Annotated in this window: 16 protein-coding genes; 9 read left to right on the top strand and 7 right to left on the bottom strand. The window is 64.2% G+C overall.

Annotated features, from left to right (window positions below):
• The first annotated feature begins 37 nt into the window (after positions 1–37).
• A complete protein-coding gene (locus JQ587_RS09885; RefSeq protein WP_212425178.1) occupies positions 38–427 on the top strand; it encodes a COG4315 family predicted lipoprotein in 390 nt (129 codons plus the stop codon).
• Between the two features lie 368 nt (positions 428–795).
• Positions 796–1,266: a phasin gene (locus tag JQ587_RS09880; protein ID WP_349629489.1), complete on the top strand. Its 471-nt coding sequence runs from the start codon at positions 796–798 to the stop codon at positions 1,264–1,266.
• Between the two features lie 265 nt (positions 1,267–1,531).
• On the opposite strand, the gene JQ587_RS09875 is transcribed toward JQ587_RS09880, so the two are convergent.
• Both JQ587_RS09875 and JQ587_RS09870 read right to left on the bottom strand, forming a co-directional pair.
• A complete protein-coding gene (locus tag JQ587_RS09875) occupies positions 1,532–2,323 on the bottom strand; it encodes a Crp/Fnr family transcriptional regulator (RefSeq protein WP_433995268.1) in 792 nt (263 codons plus the stop codon).
• Between the two features lie 218 nt (positions 2,324–2,541).
• The gene (locus JQ587_RS09870; RefSeq protein ID WP_212425176.1) at positions 2,542–3,096 is read right to left on the bottom strand and encodes a PAS domain-containing protein; all 555 of its coding nucleotides are present in this window, start codon (positions 3,094–3,096) and stop codon (positions 2,542–2,544) included.
• A gap of 532 nt (positions 3,097–3,628) precedes the next feature.
• Here JQ587_RS09870 and JQ587_RS09865 point away from each other — a divergent pair.
• A complete protein-coding gene (locus tag JQ587_RS09865; protein ID WP_212301693.1) occupies positions 3,629–4,438 on the top strand; it encodes a rhomboid family intramembrane serine protease in 810 nt (269 codons plus the stop codon).
• A 188-nt stretch (positions 4,439–4,626) separates the two neighbouring features.
• On the top strand, positions 4,627–5,055 hold the full coding sequence (locus tag JQ587_RS09860; protein ID WP_212301692.1) for a CBS domain-containing protein: 429 nt from the start codon (positions 4,627–4,629) through the stop codon (positions 5,053–5,055).
• A 21-nt stretch (positions 5,056–5,076) separates the two neighbouring features.
• Here JQ587_RS09860 and JQ587_RS09855 read toward each other — a convergent pair whose 3' ends face one another.
• A complete protein-coding gene (locus JQ587_RS09855; protein ID WP_212425175.1) occupies positions 5,077–6,105 on the bottom strand; it encodes a patatin-like phospholipase family protein in 1,029 nt (342 codons plus the stop codon).
• Positions 6,106–6,350: 245 nt separating this feature from the next.
• On the opposite strand from JQ587_RS09855, the gene JQ587_RS09850 reads away from it, so the two are divergent.
• A complete protein-coding gene (locus tag JQ587_RS09850; RefSeq protein WP_212425174.1) occupies positions 6,351–7,424 on the top strand; it encodes an RgsD C-terminal domain-containing protein in 1,074 nt (357 codons plus the stop codon).
• 3 nt (positions 7,425–7,427) lie between these two features.
• Here the strand turns inward: JQ587_RS09850 and JQ587_RS09845 are convergent, their stop codons facing one another.
• Positions 7,428–8,321 (bottom strand): LysR family transcriptional regulator, encoded by an 894-nt coding sequence (locus JQ587_RS09845; protein WP_212425173.1) that lies wholly within the window; start codon positions 8,319–8,321, stop codon positions 7,428–7,430.
• 103 nt (positions 8,322–8,424) lie between these two features.
• On the opposite strand from JQ587_RS09845, the gene JQ587_RS09840 reads away from it, so the two are divergent.
• Together JQ587_RS09840 and JQ587_RS09835 are read left to right on the top strand one after the other, a co-directional pair.
• Positions 8,425–9,408, top strand: coding sequence for an aldo/keto reductase (locus JQ587_RS09840; protein ID WP_212425172.1), 984 nt, complete (start codon positions 8,425–8,427; stop codon positions 9,406–9,408).
• 303 nt (positions 9,409–9,711) lie between these two features.
• Positions 9,712–9,906 carry a hypothetical protein gene (locus JQ587_RS09835; protein ID WP_025037121.1) on the top strand — a complete coding sequence of 65 codons (195 nt, stop codon included), beginning with the start codon at positions 9,712–9,714 and terminating at the stop codon, positions 9,904–9,906.
• A gap of 14 nt (positions 9,907–9,920) precedes the next feature.
• On the opposite strand, the gene JQ587_RS09830 is transcribed toward JQ587_RS09835, so the two are convergent.
• On the bottom strand, positions 9,921–10,913 hold the full coding sequence (locus JQ587_RS09830) for a zinc-dependent alcohol dehydrogenase family protein (RefSeq protein WP_249154240.1): 993 nt from the start codon (positions 10,911–10,913) through the stop codon (positions 9,921–9,923).
• A 105-nt stretch (positions 10,914–11,018) separates the two neighbouring features.
• On the opposite strand from JQ587_RS09830, the gene JQ587_RS09825 reads away from it, so the two are divergent.
• A complete protein-coding gene (locus tag JQ587_RS09825; RefSeq protein ID WP_212425171.1) occupies positions 11,019–11,906 on the top strand; it encodes a LysR family transcriptional regulator in 888 nt (295 codons plus the stop codon).
• Between the two features lie 863 nt (positions 11,907–12,769).
• Positions 12,770–15,232 (top strand): putative bifunctional diguanylate cyclase/phosphodiesterase, encoded by a 2,463-nt coding sequence (locus JQ587_RS09820; protein WP_212425170.1) that lies wholly within the window; start codon positions 12,770–12,772, stop codon positions 15,230–15,232.
• Here JQ587_RS09820 and JQ587_RS09815 read toward each other — a convergent pair.
• Positions 15,218–16,489: a serine hydrolase domain-containing protein gene (locus tag JQ587_RS09815; RefSeq protein ID WP_212425169.1), complete on the bottom strand. Its 1,272-nt coding sequence runs from the start codon at positions 16,487–16,489 to the stop codon at positions 15,218–15,220. The genes JQ587_RS09820 and JQ587_RS09815 overlap by 15 nt on opposite strands.
• 63 nt (positions 16,490–16,552) lie before the next feature.
• Entirely contained in the window at positions 16,553–17,116 is a 564-nt protein-coding gene (locus JQ587_RS09810) for a nitroreductase family protein (protein WP_212301682.1), read from the bottom strand.
• Between the last annotated feature and the right edge of the window lie 51 nt (positions 17,117–17,167).

Raw genomic sequence — 17,167 nt, 5'->3', positions numbered from 1 at the left:
CTACCTCGTGCAAGCCAATTGCATGACAGGAGACACCATGACGACATCCCCGATCCGCCTCGCGCTCACGCTCGCAGCAACGCTCGCGCTCACGTCGGCCGCCTTCGCGGCGCCACCGACCAAGACCGGTAAGACCGACAAGGGCAATGTGCTCACCGACGCCAAGGGCATGTCGCTCTACACCTTCGATAAGGACATGGACGGCAAGTCGGCCTGCAACGGTCCGTGTGCGACAAACTGGCCGGCGTTGAAGGCCGAGGCCAGCGACGCTGCCGGCGACGGCTACACCATCATCACACGCGACGACGGCTCCAAGCAGTGGGCCCACAAGGGCAAACCGCTCTACACTTTCGCCAAGGACACCAAGCCCGGCGACATCACCGGCGATGGTTTCCTGAACGGCGCCTGGCATCTGGCGATGCCGTAATGGATCGATAGTACGGGGCCGGGCATCGCTGATGCAGACGATGTCCGGCGCCAACGCCGGCGCTCATCTCAAGTTGGCGCATACGATCGCAGCAACTTTAGAGAGGAAGGATTCGACCTGCGCTGCTTCGTCGCATGATTCGAATTAAATCAAGCCAAGAGTCCGAAAGCGAACCGAAGATTCGACCCTCGTTGGCCATAGTCGGCTTCGGCAGGGGGCGAGAGCGGTACATCCGCAAGCGGCATCCCACCGATATGAAAGTAGGAGTACTGGTGTCCCGGTGTAGCAAGCACCTGGACGCGTCGGGGAGTCTTCAATCCATTATCTAGTTTCGCTTGAAAGGATGAAAGCCCGTGAGTGATGCCAATGTGAAAGCCGAAGCGAATGCGGCTCCGCTGAATGGAATGGCCAACGGAAGCGCAAAGCTCCAATTCGACTTACCCTTCTTCAACATCCAGACGGTGTTCGGCAATCTCGCCGAGCCGGCCGCTGCGCGGGCTAGGGCAAATTTCGAGCAGATAAAGGCAACTTCCGAGGAAATCAGCGGAGCTCTCTGCGAAGCCTGCTCGACCAATGCCAAGCGTGCCGCCGAGTACGGCACCAAGGTCGTCGAAATATCCAACACCAGGACCACCTCGGCGCTGGACTTCATCGCCCAGCTTGCAGATGCGAGATCGTTTGCGGATCTCGTGAACCTCGCCACCACCCACAGCCGCAAGACCTTTGAAGCGGCTTCCGCCCAGAACCAGGAGCTTTGGGACCTGGCCCAACAGGCCGCGATCGAGACGACCGAACCGATCAAGAAGAGCTTCGACCGGGTTCTGCATAGGAGTTCTTGAAAGGTACCGGCCGCGTGGATCGGCTGGACGAGCGTCTTCGCCAGAAGAGACGCCGTCCAGCCGATGGCGGCGCCGAGAGGTGATGCCAAGCTGGAGGAATCAAGATGGGTATGGTGGTGATCAAGTGCCCGGAAACGGGAAGGATCATTTCGACGGGCATCGAGATGGATAGCGAACGGTTTCGATGCAGTGCCGTGTTCTTCTCGCGGACCTATTGCAGGATGTGTGCGGCGACGCATGAGTGGTTCGCCAAAGAGGCCTGGGTCTACGAGTCGGCCTTGGCGAACGGGACGTCCGGGGGCAGGGAGACGTTCGGCGGCGGCGCGGCGTGAAGGAGCCTCAAGGCGTCCTGCGAAACGATCCGATCGATCCTGCGGCTCATCACCTTGTAGCACTCGCATGCGACGACCTCGAGTCGCTGCCTGTCGATCTCGAGTTGGCCGCGCCGACTGGATTTCAGGGCCCTTGACGTTCGAAGTGCGCCCACGACGTGCGTGACCGTGGTCCGCCGGACGCCGAGCAATTCCGACAGCGTCTCTTGCGTCAAGGGCAGAACGTCACCGCCGTCCGTCCGATCATGAATGTGAAGCAGCCAGCGAGCTAAGCGGGCTTCGACGGAGTGCAGCGCATTGCAGGCAGCAACGTGCTGGATTTGTGTCATCAGCGCCCTGGTGAGAAGCTGAACCAGACTTCTGAGGGCGGGGCTGCGTTCGAGCGCCGTTTGAAATCGCGCGGGTGAGATTTGCAGCGCGGTGCCGGCGACGCGGACGACGGCCGTCATTGGTGAGCGGAGGGGGCCGAGCGCCGTCATGAGTCCGACGGCGCCGTCGTTGCCGATCACGGCGGTTGCGGCCGTCTGTCCGTTCGGCAGCTCCATGATGAAAGCGATTGCGCCGCTGCAGGGGAAGTAGAGGTGATCAATCCTGTCACCCGATCGAACCAGGACTGCGTCGTGCTGCAACGGCACCTTGCGCAAATGCGGTGCAAGCAAAGCGAAGTCGGCTGGCGGTAACGCAGCTAACAGGCGATTGCCAACTCTGGTCGCGTGCTCCATCACGGGCAATCATCCCTCGACGGAAGCGGCTAGGAAACGCATCGTATCCGGCCGAGCCGCGCTGCCGTGCAGATACTCGCCCGGCAAACAGGCAAACGTACCGTATTAGGTAAGGTTCCGCTAATGGATCGCAAGCCCTGACGGCCCGTGTGTCTGATCGCTTTCGATTGAGATGGCCGGGGCCGTTTGCACACGCTGCGCGCTACGGCACCAACGTTGCTCTACCTGAGCCCCTCATACACCATCAGCCCGCGTGCAATCTGCAGCTTGCGGATCGCGCGCGGCAGCAGCTTCTCCGGTTGATGCAGATAGCGCCAGGACGTGACGGTGAAGGGGCCCAGCGCACCACACTCGTCGTCGAACGGCGCGAGCACGCCGGTCACGCTCACCGGCGTGTGCGGACGGGCGTTGAACGGTAGCAGCAGCAGCTCGAGATGGGCCTTGCTGCCGTCCTCGCGCTGCGCAGTGATACCGGCGATGGCACCTAACGTCTCGTCGGCGACCACGGTCGCGATCTCCTCGATCTCGCCGCGGCTGCCTTCCGCGAACAGCGCGGCAAAGCCCTGGTCCTTGAGATCACAGCCGGCGAGCGCACAGACGCGGGTGCCGGCGACGCGGAACGGAAAGCCGAGCTTCGGTTCGCAGGACAGGACGAAGATGTCGCCCAACAGCTCGCGCACGGCGGCCGGGTCGATATCGGCCCGGTCAGGGGCTCGCGCATGGCCGCGCTTCTTGTCCCAATACGCGAAGAACGCGCGGCTCGATGGATGCTTCATGATTGACGCTCACCCTCGGCGCGACCTCATGGGACAAACCTGTCCCGCTTCAGTGCACCTGAGATCCTTGTGTTGTTGTGCAGGAGGGGAATTGCAGCGTCCATGCCGCGGGCGCGTTTTCGGCGTCATTCCCGCTGCCTTTACGTTGTTAACGTTAAATTAACTATGCGCTTTCGCGCCGCGTCGCGGCTGCTATGGTGATTGCGGTCGCAAGCCTCGCCGCTTTTTCCAGGTTCTCGGCGGGGCCTGTACGCAGGCGTCAAACAGTTTGGTCACTGGCCGCGGGGAGGGGTGGGGATGCTCCTTGTTCCTCCGCGGCATGATCCGGAAAAGTGCTTAGCGGTTTTCCGGCAAGATCATGCTCAAACAACAACCTGAAGCGCGGTAATGCGCTTTAGGGGTCAGGAAGATCGACACGGACAGGCAGGGCTTTCCCAGGGCCCTGCCTTTTCCTTTTGTGCACTTGCGCAAGGCTGGCAAACGCGACTATCTCCAAGCTCTTGCTTCGATTGCGCCTGAAAGCGAAACCGCCTTGGATTCCCCGCCACCACCACCCCCGGACCAGCCGGTCGTCGTCGATAAGGCTCCGCACGAGCCGATTCTGACGCTGCCGTTGCCGCTGACGGCCTACGTCGCCCTGTTGGCGCTGATCCATCTGCGGGTGCTGCTGCCGCCGGAGCTGGAGAACTGGACCATCGACGTCTTCGGCTTCATCCCGAAGCGCTACGATTCCTCGCTGGTCAATTTGCAGTTCGCGGGCGGTGCCGGGGCCAAGGTCTGGAGCTTCGTCACCTATTCGCTGCTGCACGCCAATCTCACCCATCTCGCCTTCAACGTGCTGTGGATGCTGCCGTTCGGCAGCGCCCTGGCGCGCCGCTTCGGCGCTTGGCGCTTTTTCGTGTTCCTGGCGGTGACGGCGGCCGCCGGTGCGCTCGCCCATCTGGTGACCCACGAGCATGCGGTGGTGCCGATGATCGGCGCCTCGGCCTCGGTGTCGGGCGCGATGGCGGCGGCGATCCGCTTCGCTTTCGTGCGCGGCAGCTTCCTGTCGTTCAGCCGTTCGGACGCCGATACCGCCGCCAAGGTTCCGGCGCTGCCGCTGCTGCAGGCGCTGCGCGACGGGCGGATCGTCGGCTTCCTGGGCGTATGGTTCGTCCTTAACATCATCTTCGGTGTTGGCGCGATCGGCGTCGAGGGCAACAGCGCGAGCGTCGCCTGGCAGGCCCATATCGGCGGCTTCTTCGCAGGGCTGTTGCTGTTCGCATTGTTCGATCCCGTGCCGCGCGTGCGAAACGATGATGCTGCGGATGCGTCATCACAGGACATTTCAAACGGTATTTGAGGCGGCGCTTGCGGCGCGGCCCGAATTCATCCATCATTTCGGCGAAGAATGTTCCGAAGCAGCAAGCCCATAGAGGCTGCGCTTCGCAAAGCGCCTGAACGTGAAACCGGCGCCCAAACTGTTAGTTGAAGACTCGCGAACAAGTCCGGACCGCGCAAGGCGGACGGATCCGATTCAGGGAGGCAACAATGACGGTACGTTCCATTCTCAACACCAAGGGCCACCAGATCATGAGCGTCGAGCCCGACGCGAAGCTGGTCGCTGCAGTCAAGCTGCTCGCCGAGAAGAAGATCGGCGCGGTGCTGGTGATGAACCAGAGCCGGCTCGAGGGCATCCTGTCCGAGCGCGACATCGTGCGCGTGCTCGGTGAGCGCGGTGCCGGCGTCCTGGACGAGCCGGTGAGCCAGGTCATGACCCGCAAGGTCGTGACCTGCAAGGAGACCGACACGGTCGCCGAGCTCATGGAGATGATGACCACCGGCAAGTTCCGCCACTTGCCCGTGCTGGAGAACAGCAAGGTGGTCGGGCTGATCTCGATCGGCGACATCGTCAAGCGCCGCGTCCAGGAATATGAGTCGGAGCAGGAAGCCTTGCGCGACTACATCAAGACGGCCTGAGCTCGCGCTCAAGTGCTGAGCTTACTCGACCGCTTTGGGCGCGGTGCCGGCGGGCGCCGGCGCCAGCACGTCGATCGTCTCCTGGATCGACTCCAGCGCGCGTTCGGCGGCGCGCGCGCCGTGTGCGATCAGCTCCTCGGCACGATGGAAATCGAACCAGCCGAACTGGCCGACCCGCGGCGTGATCAGGAGGTCCGGCGGATCGCCCGCTAGCCGCGCGCGGGTGATGCGGTCCTGCATGATGTTGAAGGCATCCACCATCACCGAGGAGATGCCGGGACGGCTGGCGGTGCCGAAGAACTCGCGCTTGACGGTCTTCTCCGGCGAGAAGAAGCGCGGAAAGCGCCGCTTGGCCGGCGTCTCCTCGGTCACGGGCGCGACCGGCGAAGGTATCGCGCCGTGCGCGTGGATTGTCGTCGAATGTGTGAAGACGTCGGTAGAGAGGTTGACCGCGATGACGATTTCGGCGCCGAGCGCCCGCGCAGCCGATACCGGCACCGGGTTCACCAGCGCGCCGTCGACCAGCCAGCGGTCGCCGATCATCACGGGCGAAAAGATGCCGGGCAGCGCATAGGAGGCGCGCATCGCCTCGACCAGGCGGCCGCGCGTCAGCCAGATCTCGTGGCCGGTGCGGACCTCGGTCGCGACCGAGGCATACTTCATCGGCAGGTCTTCGATCATGATCTGGCCGACCGCGTTCTCGAGCCGGCTTGCGAGCTTCTCGCCGCCGATCAGGCCCGAGCCATCGAGACGGATGTCGAGATAACTGAGGATGTTGCGCACGCCTTGCAGGCTGCGTGCCCAGTCCTCCAGCGTGTCGAGCCGGTCGGCCGCAAAGGTGCCGCCGACCGCGGCACCGATCGAGGTGCCGACCACGACATCGGGCACGATGCCGTTGGCCAGCAGCGTTCTCATGATACCGATATGGGCAAAGCCGCGCGCCGCGCCGCCGCCGAGCGCGAGGCCGAGGATGGGCCGGCGGATACTGCCGAGGCCGACCTTTTCGCCATTCGCACCGTTCACGCTCCGACCTTTCAAGATATCCAGCACCGAAACTCTCCTACTCCGGGCCAGTCCTCACTCCAGAGTAGGCACCGTGCTTCCGCTTCGCCAGAAAGAGAGCAAAGCTTGGTTTATAGCGTTCGGGACGCAGGGGGCAGGAATGTGGCGAGGTCCGGTTGCCTCCGATGTAATCACGCAGGCGTCAACCGGGTTCCAAAGAACCGCCTCGGGGCCGTATTTCTTGGGGTTTCAGAGGCTTGAATTTGCCGCGTTTTCGGTGAAAAGCAGGGGGCATGACTTTCGGGGGTGACGGCATCATTGGATGGCGGCGCGGCGGCAGGCTGCTGCCGGCGCTTGTCCTTGCCGTGTGCCTCATGGCCCTAGGCCAAAATACCGCTCAGGCGCAGCTCTTTTCCGATCGCCCGCCGCCGGTGCCCCCGGCGTCCGTGCCCGACCCCGGAAACGCCGTCAGCCTGGCGCCGCCCTCAGGTCCGGGTGCCGGTCCGCCAAGCCTGCCGCCAACCCTGACGCAGCCGAATACGCCGAGCATGCCGCCGCCCGCGGTGACGACCGTGCCGCCGGCCGCACCTCTCAATGCGGCTGCGCCCGGTCAGGCCGTGCTGTCGCTGACCGCCAAATACGGCAAGGACACGCCTCCAATCACCAGCGGCCTGGTGTGGCGCGTGTTTGCCGATCGGCCCGACGAGAACGGCACCTTCAAGCTGATCCGCGAGGACCGCAATGCCACGCCCAACATCGTGCTGCCGCCGGGCAATTACGTCGTGCACGTCGCTTTCGGCCTCGTCAGCGCGGTGCGCACCGTCAGCCTGAAGGCCGAGACCGACCGCGAGTCCTTCGTGCTTCCGGCCGGCGGCCTGCGTATCGAGGGCCGCGTCGGCACCAGCCGCATCCCGCAGAACCAGATCTCGTTCGCGATCTACAAGGGCAGCCAGTTCGAATCCGGCGAACGTGCCTCGCTGGTGCCCAACGTTGCCGCCGGCGACGTCGTGCTGCTGCCAGAGGGCACCTACTACATCATCTCCAATTATGGCGACGCCAATTCGGTGGTGCGCTCGGACATCCGCGTCCAGGCCGGCAAGCTCACCGACGTCACCATCACCCACCGCGCCGCCGTGATCACGCTCAAGCTCGTCAGCGACAAGGGTGGCGAGGCGCTCGCCAACACCGCCTGGTCGGTGCTGACGCCGGGCGGCGACGTCATCAAGGAATCCATCGGCGCCTTCCCGCGTGTCGTGCTCTCCGAAGGCGAATACCGCGCCATCGCCAAGAACGAGGGCAAGGTCTACGAGCGCGGCTTCAACGTCGTCAACGGCGTCGACGGCGAAGTCGAAGTCGTCGCGCGCTGATCCTCACTTCCGATACCGCAACGCCTCCACCAGCACCGCGAATGCTGGGGTCGGCTGTCGCCGGCTCGGATAATAGAGGTGATAGCCGGCGAACGGTGCGCACCAATCGGCGAGCACGCGGATCAGCCGGCCGTCGGCGATCTCGCGCTTGACGAGATCTTCGGGGATGTAGGCGAGGCCAAGGCCAGCCAGCACGGCATTCATCCTGAGCAGCCCGGTGTTGAACACCAATTGCCCGTCGACACGCACCTTCATCGTTCGGCCGCGCTTCTCGAACTCCCAGGCATAGATCCCGCCATAGGTCGGCAGGCGCAGGTTGATGCAATTGTGCTCGGTGAGATCCTGTGGCTGCTTCGGCTTGGCCTGCGTGGCGAAATAAGCGGGCGCGCCGACCACGGCCATCCGCATCTCCGGCCCGATCCGCACCGCGATCATGTCCTTGGCGACCTGCTCGCCGAGACGGACGCCGGCGTCGTAGCGTTCGGTGACGATGTCGGTGAGGCCGTAATCGACGACGAGCTCGACCTTGATATCGGGGTAGCGCGGCAAGAGCTTTGCGAGCGCCGGCCAAAGGATCGTCTGCGCCGCGTGCTCGCCCGTGGTGATGCGGACCGTGCCGGCCGGCGTCGCGCGCAGCTCCGTCAGCGCCGCCAGCTCGGCGTCGATCTCGTCGAAGCGCGGCCCGACATGGTGCAGCAACCGCTCGCCGGCCTCAGTCGGCGCGACGCTGCGGGTGGTGCGGGTGAGGAGCCTCAAGCCCAGCCGTTCCTCCAGGCCGCGCACGGTGTGGCTCAATGCCGATTGCGACACGCCGAGCTGTGCGGCGGCGCGGGTAAAGCTGCGCTCGCGCGCGACGGCGAGAAAGGCGAGCAGGTCATTGGTGTTGGTGCGGGCCATTCATGAGTCCTGATCATGAGTACGTGCCGATTTTATCACCTAATCGTAGATGGCCGCGCGGCCTAAATTCGTTGCCGAACATGATCTTCAAAGGAGAGCTGCGATGCAGACGCGCAAACTGGGCAAGAGCGGTCTTGAGGTCTCGGCCCTCGGCCTCGGCTGCATGGGATTGAGCTATGGCTACGGCCCCGCGACCGAGACGTCGCAGGCGATTGCGGTGATCAGGGCCGCGTTCGAACGCGGCGTGACCCTGTTCGACACCGCCGAGGCTTATGGCCCCTTCGTCAACGAGGAGCTGGTGGGTGAGGCGCTCACGCCGTTCCGCGACAAGGTGGTGATCGCCACCAAGTTCGGCTTCAGGGACGGCAAGGTCGAGGCCGGGCTCGACAGCCGGCCCGCCAATGTCAAGGCGGTGGCCGAGGCCGCGTTGAAGCGGTTGAAGACCGACCGCATCGACTTGTTCTATCAGCATCGCGTCGATCCCTCAGTGCCGATTGAGGAGACCGCGGGCGCGGTCCGGGACCTGATCCGCGAAGGCAAGGTGCTGCATTTCGGCCTGTCGGAAGCGAGCGCCTCGAGCATCCGTCGCGCCCACGCAGTGCAGCCCGTCACCGCATTGCAAAGCGAATATTCGTTGTGGTGGCGCGAGCCGGAGCAGGAGATCCTGCCGACACTGGAGGAGCTCGGCATCGGCTTTGTGCCCTTCAGCCCGCTCGGCAAGGGCTTTTTGACCGGCGCGATCAGCGAGAGCACGACGTTCGACAGCAGCGATTTCCGCAACATCGTACCGCGCTTCTCATCCAGCGCACGCAAGGCCAATCAGGCGCTGGTCGATCTGCTCGGCGAGATCGCTGCAGCGCGGAAAGTGACGCCGGCGCAGATCGCGCTGGCCTGGCTGCTCGCGCAAAAGCCTTGGATCGTGCCGATTCCCGGCACCACCAAGCTGCACCGGCTCGAGGAAAATCTCGGCGCAGCTGCGGTGGCGCTGTCACAAGCCGATCTTGCGGCCATTGCAGAGGTGCTGGCCAGGGTCGCGGTGCAAGGCGAGCGTTATCCTGCGCACCTCCAGGCGCGGGTCGGCCGCTAACATTTGTTGTGAATGTCCGGTGAGCGATTGCTTACCGGACATTTGTCTTGTGTTTTGACTTGAATACCGGTGCCAGCGCTACCACGCTGCGCCGCGGAGCGACCAAAAACACCGGCGGCATCGGCTTATTCCATCTGGCTGCGACTTCGTCATTACCGGTGCAAGATACGTATTTCCGATAATCAATTTCATTCGCTTTCCGTCCTGCTGCGTTATATGTCGGACATCCGTCCAATGGGGGAGGCCGGCGCAGCCTTGGTGGGCTCGCGCGACCGGCAAGGAGCAGGGACCAAGCGCGTCGGCATGTTCGAAGTGATCCTCACCAGGCGCAAACGGTTCGGTTGGCGGTGGCAGGTCTGCGACCAGTCCGGCAAGATATTTGCCGACGGCTTCGAGCGCACGCGGCCGTCCGCCAAATACCAGGGCGAGCGCGCGCTGTTCTTCCTGTTGTCGCAGGCCTACTTGCGCAATCGCTCAGCGGCGTCGAGCGAGGATTAGCGGCGCCTGCGCTTTCAAATATCGACCACCAGCTTGCCCTTGGCGGCGTGAGCCCTGATCAGCGCATAGGCCTCGCCGACGCTCTCCATCGTGAAGCGCCTCGCATCGAGCAGCGGCAGGAGCTTGCCGGCCTCGGCGAGCCGCGTGGCTTCCGCCATGATCTCCCCGTGATGCGCGCGGCCTTCGCCCGAGAGCAGCGGCAGCAGCGTGAACACGCCGGAATAGGTAGCGGCCCGGAACGATAGCGGCGCCAGCGCATGCGTGCCCCAGCCGAGCGCGCTCACGACATGACCGAAACGCCGCACCGCCGCAAAGGATAGATCGAGCACCTTGCCGCCGACGGTGTCATAGACGACGTCGAAGCCGCGGCCGCCGGTGTGATCGGCGACGTAAGCCTCAACGGCGGTGTCGCGATCGATGAAGGTCGCGCCAAAGCGTTCGATCGTCGCGCGCTGTGCCAGCGAGCCGGTCGCGAACACGTCTGCACCGATCGCGCGCGCGATCTGGATCGCGACATGACCGACGCCGCCCGCGCCGCCATGGATCAATACCTTCTGGCCTTCCTTCAACGCTGCGCGGTCGATCAGGCCTTCCCAGGCCGTGATGAAGATCAGGGGCAGGGCGGCTGCCTCGCGCATGCTGAGATTGGCAGGCTTCAACGCCAGCAGGTCGGCATCGACTGCGGCGAATTCGGCGAGCGAACCCTGAACCCCACCGACGCCGCCGGTCATGCCGTAGACTTCGTCGCCCGCCTTGAAGCGCGAGACTTCGCGCCCGGTTTGCTCGACCACGCCGGCAAGGTCGATCCCAGGGATCGCGGGCAGTGGATGGCGCGCATGCGCGGCAGTGCCGGCGTGGATCTTGGTGTCGAGCGGATTCACTCCGCTCGCGCGCACGTGGACCAGCACCTCGCGCGGACCGATCTCCGGCATGGAGATGGTCGAGAGCCGCAGCGGCGCGTTGTGGGTTTCCAGGACGCTTGCGCGCATCGTCGCTTGCTTTGTCATGATCGTCTTGCTCCGTTGTCGCCCTCCAATATGACCATGATTTTTTGCATGGGAAGGAACAAGGATGTACGATATTCGTGCATTTTTGAATGGACGGGGATTCCGATGGAGTGGAGCGATTTGCGCATCTTCCTGGCGATTGCGCGCGAGGGCACGCTTGGAGCTGCCGCACGCAAGATCGGCCAGACCCAGCCGACGATGGGGCGGCGGCTGCGCGCGCTCGAACTGGCGCTCGGGCAGACGCTATTCCAGCGCACGGCCGACGGTTTTGTCCTCACCGACGAAGGCACGGCTGCATTTGCGCATGCCGAGCGGATCGAGGAGCAGGCGCTCGCGCTTCAGCGGCACGCGACGGGAGCCGAGATGCAGCTCGAAGGCAATTTGCGCCTGTCGTCGTCGGACTGGTTCGGCACGGTGATGCTGTCGCCGGTGATCGCCGCCTTCGGCAAGCGCCATCCGAAGGTCATCGTCGAGCTCCTAACCGATGCGCGGCTCTACAGCTTGCCGCGTCGCGAGGCTGATCTGGTCTTTCGCATCAAGCCGTTCGACGAGCCCGAAGTCATTTCCAGAAAACTACTCCACATTCCCTACGCGCTCTACGGCAAGAACGGCAGCAAGCCGCCGCGGGCCGGTGACGGCAGCGGCGTCCGCGTCGTGACCATGAACGCGGAATTTTCCGACATGCCCGACGCCGTCTGGCTGAAGCGTATGCTGCCGAAGGCGGAGATCGCCTCGCGCAGCAACAATCGCCAGGCGCAGGCCGAGCTTTGCGCCGGCGGCGGCGGGCTCGCCGTGCTGCCGCGTCCGCTCGGCGACCGCGATCGCCGCCTGGTGGCACTGGACGTCGGCGTGACACCACCCGGCCGCGACACGTATGTTGGCTATCACCGCGATCTCCGGCGGCTGGCGCGGCTGCGCGCGTTGCTGGATCTGCTGATCGAAAGGTTGGCGGACTACGAGACCTTGCGTTGCTCGACGGGCAAAACACGCTAGGTCTCGGGCAACGCCCGCCATCGAAAATATTCCACTTTGCCGAAATTCGGAAATGGCGTATACGTCGGGGTAACCCGGCCCAAGGAAGAGGGGCGTATCGCGATCGTCGCGAACGCGGGCCGGACGGCGGTGGACGTGGGCCACATCGGCGCGAAGGTTTTGCAGGGCGGGCAACCGTGAGCGAGGCCGTCGCGCATACGACCGGTGTGATCTGCGTACGGCAAAATCGTGTGGTCCTGGCGTCCGGAGCCTGTGCGACAAGGCTCGTGGTGATGCGTGTGGCCCAACCGGGCCCATCCATCAGTCATCCGCGAGACGACGGGGGCAATAGTGCATCGCTCCCCGGGGAGAGCACGACATAAGCCGTCAAACCACTGCGCAGGGAAGGCCGGGATGTCTCCGGCTTCACCTGTATGCCGCTGTGCAGCCTCTTGTAGCGCAACCTTCGCACAGTGGACCGCGGGTGCCAGTCGGCTCCCGGCCTTCCCTGCGCCCTCGTTCAATTCGAGGGCAAGACGACGAAGCAAGACTCGGACGAAAAGCGCCGCGAGGATGCGAAGGTGTGTCTGCGATGATGATACAAGCCGCAGAAGCATTTTGGCGCCACTTGCTCCGTCATTGCGAGGAGCTCTTGCGACGAAGCAATCCGGACTGTTTCCGCGGAAAGACTGCAGCTGTGTGCAGAAGCGTTCGTAATCGTATGAATCGCATTTCAAATCACTGTCATAGTCTCTAAATCGCACTAACCACCGCGCGACTTAAAACTGTCATGATCGCCGAACCGAACCCGCGCCTGCGCGCTTTTTACACGCCATTAAGCGAGGTTGCATTGGATGCGGCGTGAAAGTGCGTTGGGGACTGCAATGAGTGCCGCGAGGAAGATGCCGGGCAAGCCGGCCGCCGAAATGTTTGACGACATCCCGGTGCTTCAGCGCAAATGGCGCGCCGCGTTGAAGCCGGGTGACCGGCTGCCCCGCTATGAGGATGTGATGCTCGGCAGCCTTGGACGGCTCGCCGACCATATTGCGCTGCTCAAGGGCGACGGCACGCTCGAGCTGTCGCGCAGCGGACGCTATGTTCAGAAATGGCTCGGCGAGGAGCGCTGGGATATTCCAGTCAGGGAGCTGTCGCCGGATTGCGCCACGGCGCTGTCGGAAGCAGCCGCGAATGCGCTGGCCGCCGGGCAGCCGCATCATGCGAGTGCACATTGCGTGCGCGACGGCATGGTCAGGACCTATGATGTGCTGGCCTTGCCGACGGCCTCGCGCTGGGGCGCCCGGCTTGTGGGTGTCTACGTCAACGAGCACGGCGCGCAGTACAATTTGCTGGACGCGATCTTCGCCGCGACTGACGATGCGGTGGTCTCGCTGGCAACGCTGCGCGACGCCGGTGGCAGGCCGTTCGATCTCCAGATCGTGCATCATAACAACAGCGCTGGACTGCTGCTGAAGGCCGAAGGTTCGAGCCTGTTGTGGCGGCGGATTTGCGATGGCCACACGCTGCTTGCCGCGCCCGAGATCATGGAACTCCTGCTCAAGGCGGTTTCCGGCGGCCGCGGCGAGCAGCTCGAGATCGAGCACGAGAGCCGTTATCTCCGGCTGAGCGCCACCGCGTTTGCCGATGTGGTCTCGCTGACGATCTCCGATGTCACAGCGTTGAAGCGGCGCGACGCCTCGTTTCGTCTGCTGTTCGACAACAATCCGATGCCGATGTGGGTGTTCGACGCTGACACCAGGCAGTTTCTTGGCGTCAACGATGCCGCGGTCCAGCATTACGGCTACAGCCGCGCGGCCTTCCTGCGAATGCGGCTGCACGAGATCTGGCCCGAGGATGAGTGGGACAGCCACGCCGAGGCGCTCGAACGCATCGGCGATGCCTATCATTCCTCGCGCAACTGGCGGCATCTGCGCGCCGATGGCAGCGAGATCGAGGTGCTTACCTTTGGCCGGCGCGTCGCCTTCGATGGTCGCGACGGCTATCTGGTCGCAGTGGTCGACATCACCGAGCGGCGCAAGGCCGAGGCGCGGATCGCCCACATGGCCCATCATGACGGTCTCACCGATCTGCCGAACCGGGAATATTTCAAGGAGCGCCTGAAGCAGGCGCTCGACCAGGCCGGCGGCAAGCGTGTCGGCGTGCTCTATATCGACCTCGATCTGTTCAAGAATATCAACGACTCCTTCGGGCATCCCGCGGGCGATCGCCTGCTCAAGGAGGTAGCCGGACGCCTGACCACCGTAGTCCGCGGCGCCAATCTGGCGGCGCGGCTTGGCGGCGACGAGTTCGCCGTCATTCTGGCGGCCGATGTCTCGCCGAACGAGGCGAGCGCCTGCGCGACCCTGCTGATCGATATGCTGAAGGCACCCTATGACATCGATGGTCAGGAGATGGTGATCGGTGCCAGCATCGGCATCGCGCTGTCGCCGGGCGACGGCGTGACGACGGAGGAGCTGATGCGCAACGCCGACATGGCGCTGTACCGGGCGAAGTCCGATGGCGGCGGCGTGCATCATTTCTTCGAGCGCGAGATGGATCTCCTGGCGCAGAAGCGCCGCGATATGGAGCTCGATCTGCGCCGCGCCTTTGCCAATGGCGAGTTCGAGCTGCACTACCAGCCGCTGGTGTCGATCGCCTCAGATCGCATTTCCGGCTTCGAGTCGCTGCTGCGCTGGTGTCATCCCGACAAGGGCATGATCTCGCCGGCGGAGTTCATTCCGGTCGCGGAGGACATCGGCCTCATCACACAGCTCGGCGAGTGGGTGTTGCGCGAGGCCTGCGCCGAAGCGGTGAAATGGCCCTCCGACGTGAAAGTTGCGGTCAATCTCTCGCCGGCGCAATTCCGCAGCCGCAATCTGGTTCAAGTCGTGATCTCGGCGCTGGCGCAATCCGGTCTGTCACCGAAGCGGCTCGAGCTCGAAATCACCGAGTCGCTCTTCCTCGCCGAGACCGATGCCAACCTTGCGATCCTGCATCAATTGCGCGAGCTCGGCGTCGGCATCTCCATGGATGATTTCGGCACCGGCTATTCCAGCCTCAGCTATCTGCGCAGCTTCCCCTTCGACAAGATCAAGATCGACCGCTCATTCGTGAAGGATCTGGCGCAGCGGCCCGATTGCGGCGCGATCGTGCGCGCAATCTCCGGGCTTGGCCGCAGCCTCAACATCACCACGACCGCGGAGGGCGTCGAGACCGAGGATCAGCTCGATTGGCTCCGCGCCGAAGGTTGCAACGAGGTGCAGGGCTTCCTGTTCAGCGCGGCGCGGCCTGCCGCCGAGATCGCAAAGCTGCTCGCCGATTTCGGTCGGCGCGCCTCACGGGCGGCTTAGCTCGGGCGGAAAGGTGCCGTAGACCAGCTCCTTGAACGCCGGCGTGATGCGGCCGCGCTCGTTCTGGGTCTGCTGCATCAACACGTAGACCATGTCGAGCCTGGGATCGACGCCGAAATAGGTGCCGCTTCCTGAGTCCCATTTCAGCTCGCCGATCGAGCCCGCCGGCGGCGGCTTTGCATTGCCTGGATCGGTGCGCACCGCGAGCCCATAGCCATAACCGAAGCCGTCGCCCGGGAAATAGAAATAGTCGCGATCGACGCCGGAGCCCGGTCCGATCTGGTCGGTCGTCATGTCTTTGAAGGCGGCCGGGCTGAGATAGCGCTTGCCGTCGAACTCGCCGCCGTTGAGCAGCATCTGGGCGAAGCGCTGATAGTCGGTGATGGTCGAGAGCAGACCGCCGCCGCCGGATTGCCACTCGGGATGGGCGAGACGGTCGCGCTCGGCATCGAGCAGGATCTGATCGCTCGGCAGCGGCCGCGCCATGCGCTCGATCTCATCGGGGGTCGTGAGGACGAACTTGGTGCTGGTCATGCCAAGCGGATCGAAGATGCGCTGTTTCAAGGCCTCGTACAGCGTCTGCTTGGTGACAATTTCGATGACGCTGCCGAGCACGTCGGTGGAGTGACCGTAGCGCCACAGCGTTCCCGGCTGACGCGCCAGCGGGAGCCTGGCGATACGGTCGGCGAATTCCCTGTTGTTGAACGGGCCCGCGAAGATGTTGGCCGCCCTGTAGGCGAGCTCGACCCATCTGCCGCCGATATAGTCGTAGCTGATGCCCGAGGTGTGCCGCATCAAATCCCGGATCGTCACCGGATGGACCGGCGGCACCATGTCGAGCACCATCGAGCCATCCGGCTTGGTGACCTCGACCCCCACCTTCGTGTCCGCGAAGAGGGGGATGTATTTCGCCACGGGATCGGTGAGCGCGAGCTTGCCCTCGTCGATCAGCATCATCGCAAGCAGGCTGGTAATCGGCTTGCTCATGGAATGGACGGAGAAGATCGTGTCCGGCGTCATCGACAGGCGAGTCCTGACGTCGCGCACGCCGAACAGCTTGAAATAGACCGGCTTGCCGTGCTGCTGGATCAGGACCATGGCCCCCGGCAGCCGGCCGTTGGTCACCTCGTTCTCGAAGAACGCCGTGATGCGTTGCAGCTTGTCGGGCGCCGGAGCAGGGATGTCGGCGGTGGCACGGCTTCGCGCCATCGTGCCGGCCAGCATCGTGGCCCCGACCAGAAATTCACGACGCTTCATCCGGGCTTCCTCCCTTGCCGGGAACAAAGCCGCAAGACGTCAGGAGCGTCAACAAGACATCGATTAAAACCGCGTCACGATTTCGGAAAGGACCGGCCGCGGACGGTCCTCGCTCGGCTTGGTCGGCTTGCCGATATGGATGAGCCCGGCGAGCTTTTCGTCGGCCTTGAGGCCGAGACCGTCCAGCACGTCGCGGTCGAAGGCGAACCAGCCCGTCAGCCAGGCCGCGCCATAGCCGAGCGCGGTCGCGGCCGTGACGATGTTCATGGCGCTGGCGCCGGCCGACAATTCCTGCTCCCACGCCGGCACCTTGGGGTGCGGCTTGGTGAAGCTGACGATGCCGATCACCAGCGGCGCATCGGTGAGACGCTTGCGCTCGGTCTCGATATCAGCCGCGGGCGCACCGGGATTCTTGCGGGCGAAGACCTTGGCGATGACCTCGCCGGCACGCTGGCGGGCATCGCCCTCGAAAATGATGAAGCGCCAGGGCGCGAGCTTGCCGTGATCGGGCACGCGCGCGCCGATGGTGAGAATGGTCTCGAGCTCGGCCGGCGAGGGGCCTGGGCCGGTCATCTCGCGCGGCTTGACCGAGCGGCGGGTTTTCAGGAGTTCGATGGCGTCGGGCACTGCGATGTCCTCTTCGGCTGGTCGTCGGGCGTGCCATGCCGAGATAGGCAC

Source organism: Bradyrhizobium manausense (assembly GCF_018130615.1).
Lineage (GTDB): Bacteria > Pseudomonadota > Alphaproteobacteria > Rhizobiales > Xanthobacteraceae > Bradyrhizobium > Bradyrhizobium manausense_A.
This window is presented reverse-complemented; position numbering and strand designations above follow the sequence as displayed.

Excerpts from the sequence above, each read along its gene's own strand:
- JQ587_RS09845 (WP_212425173.1), bottom strand. The coding sequence starts at position 8,321 with ATGGCCCGCACCAACACCAATGACCTGCTCGCCTTTCTCGCCGTCGCG.
- JQ587_RS09885 (WP_212425178.1), top strand. The coding sequence starts at position 38 with ATGACGACATCCCCGATCCGCCTCGCGCTCACGCTCGCAGCAACGCTC.
- JQ587_RS09850 (WP_212425174.1), top strand. The coding sequence starts at position 6,351 with ATGACTTTCGGGGGTGACGGCATCATTGGATGGCGGCGCGGCGGCAGG.
- JQ587_RS09835 (WP_025037121.1), top strand. The coding sequence starts at position 9,712 with ATGTTCGAAGTGATCCTCACCAGGCGCAAACGGTTCGGTTGGCGGTGG.
- JQ587_RS09820 (WP_212425170.1), top strand. The coding sequence starts at position 12,770 with ATGAGTGCCGCGAGGAAGATGCCGGGCAAGCCGGCCGCCGAAATGTTT.
- JQ587_RS09840 (WP_212425172.1), top strand. The coding sequence starts at position 8,425 with ATGCAGACGCGCAAACTGGGCAAGAGCGGTCTTGAGGTCTCGGCCCTC.
- JQ587_RS09830 (WP_249154240.1), bottom strand. The coding sequence starts at position 10,913 with ATGACAAAGCAAGCGACGATGCGCGCAAGCGTCCTGGAAACCCACAAC.
- JQ587_RS09860 (WP_212301692.1), top strand. The coding sequence starts at position 4,627 with ATGACGGTACGTTCCATTCTCAACACCAAGGGCCACCAGATCATGAGC.
- JQ587_RS09815 (WP_212425169.1), bottom strand. The coding sequence starts at position 16,489 with ATGAAGCGTCGTGAATTTCTGGTCGGGGCCACGATGCTGGCCGGCACG.
- JQ587_RS09870 (WP_212425176.1), bottom strand. The coding sequence starts at position 3,096 with ATGAAGCATCCATCGAGCCGCGCGTTCTTCGCGTATTGGGACAAGAAG.
- JQ587_RS09825 (WP_212425171.1), top strand. The coding sequence starts at position 11,019 with ATGGAGTGGAGCGATTTGCGCATCTTCCTGGCGATTGCGCGCGAGGGC.